The organism is Flavobacterium sp. (genome assembly GCF_029242675.1).
Classification (GTDB): Bacteria; Bacteroidota; Bacteroidia; order Flavobacteriales; family Flavobacteriaceae; genus Flavobacterium.
In genome coordinates this window covers 1-2,233 of sequence record NZ_JAQWTM010000280.1, presented here as the reverse complement: position 1 = coordinate 2,233, position 2,233 = coordinate 1, and the positions used below count along the sequence as shown (strand labels likewise).

At 33.8% G+C, this 2,233-nt stretch carries 1 protein-coding gene; it reads right to left on the bottom strand.

The genetic code is table 11. The features are described 5' to 3' along the window. On the bottom strand, positions 1-1,695 hold a 1,695-nt coding region (locus P8M54_RS10260; RefSeq protein ID WP_300287735.1), incomplete at its 3' end, for a PAS domain S-box protein. Positions 1,696-2,233 lie beyond the last annotated feature (538 nt).

The window sequence follows — 2,233 nt, the reverse complement described above, 5'->3', positions numbered from 1 at the left end:
CTTTGCTTTATCTGCAATTTTATCTTGTGCAATCTTAATATCAGTCACATCCTGAATATTTCCCTGCATACCAATAACATTTTGGTCCCCATCAGTAAAAGCACTTCCTATTTCGAGAATATATTTCATACGTCCGTCTGGAAGCAAAATGCGGTAATTGATTTTGAAATCCTCATTGCTTTTTGCAAAATTATCTTCTAGCTGATCAAGCATAACCAAGTCCTCAGGATGAATTCTATTGCGATAGGCTGCATTCAATTCTGAAGCAGGAAGGTCCTCGAGTTCAAAGATCAAATAATGCCCTTTAGACCAAATTAACTCTTTTGATCTTACATCATATTTCCAGCTACCAATTTTTGCAATGCGTTGGGATTCGTCAAGAAGTAATTTATTTCTAATCAAATTAACTTCTGCTTCTTTCTCTTTAGTGATGTCCTTAGCTATACCTAAGTACCCAATTGTCTCTCCAGTCTCACTGTGAATAGCGGTCATGGACAACTGAACGGGGAATGCTTTGCCATTACTATTTACATAGTTCCATTCTTGAGAATTAGCAGCCTTTAACGTTTTTGCTTTATATACAAATGTTTCAAAAGGATTTTCAATCGATAGATCGTACTCTTTTGAAAGTGTGTCAGCATTCGACTTAACTTCTGAATCTACATGAAATTTATATGGATACTGTAAACCAATGACCTCACTTGCTTCATACCCTAGAAGTTTTTCTGCCCCTTTATTGAATTGTTTTATTGTACCATCAATATCTGTGGCAATAATTGAAAATTCAGCCGAATTTAATATTGCAGTCAAATCTGTTGTTAAGTTGAACAGTTTTTCTTGCTGCTTTTTATCAGCCGTCATGTCTCTCGCGATACAATACAAATTTCCTGTTACTGGATCTGGTGAGGAGTTCCAACATAAAAAAACAAGATCGCCATTTTTACAATAAAATCTATTTTCGAAGCTAATAGATTCTTGCCCATTAGACAATTTTTCGACCTCTAGAATTGTTTTTTCATGGTCATCAGGATGCAAGAATTTAAAAAAAGACTCTCCTTCAAGTTCGCTTACGTCATAACCTAAAACCGCTGTAAATGCAGGGTTTACTTTATAAAAATTACCGTCGATGTTAGCAATACAAACAAGATCTTTAGAGAGTGCAACAAAATTGAGAAATTCTTTTTGAGCAGTTTCTAACACCGAGTTCTTATTTCTTAATTTAAGAAGACTCACCACTTGATTGCTTAGTAATTGCAACGACTCCTTTTGTTGCTTACTTAATTCACGTGGTACAGTATCAATAACACAAAGTGTCCCTAGATTAAAACCATTCTCATCTTTTATAGGCGCACCTGCATAAAATCTAATATTGGGATCGCCAGTCACTAGCGGATTGTCTACAAATGTCGCATCTTCTAGTGTATTAGTTATCTCATAAACGTCGTCGCCCATAATGGCATGCTGACAAAATGAGATTTCTCTAGGTGTTTCACTAGCATCTATACCTACAGTAGATTTAAACCATTGTCGTTCTTCATCTAGCAAACTCACTAATGATATAGGTGTGCCGCATATGAAAGAAGCTAATTTTGTTATGGCATCGTACTCTTCCTCTGGCAAAGAGTCCATGATGGCGTACTTTTTTAACGCTTTAATGCGCTCGAGTTCGTTGGTAGGTTTTGGATATTTGTTCATTCTGATTGAGGGGTTATATTGTTGAAAAAGACAACTTATAATGATGTAAACCTACTTAAAAAATAGAATAGCTGTTGTTAATAAAACAAATAATAATTGTTTAAAACTTCAAAATTTTAAAACAGAATATTTCAGACTTTATTAATCACTTAAAATTTGCTATTTATCCCGAGTTAAGAATACCAAGTTTGAGTTGTAGAACAATGTAACAAATAATTTTCTCTTGTTTTCATCTACTTATTATAAAATAGGTAGCACTTTGATCCGCAACGACACAAATTTTACGATTAAATAGTATCGTAAATTACTATAAATCAACACGCACCAGTCAAAAAGTAAAAAACAAACTCAACGTTTAGTTCACACACCCAAGTTAACAATTTATTAATATATACAGCTTATTATTGTTAACATTATCTTTATTTTTACGTCAAAATAACCAAACCTTATATGAAACAACTTTACATTCAAAAGAAATTACAAATGCTCGGGCTGCTCCTATTATTTTATGGAGTGTCGTTTGCACAAATTCCATCGT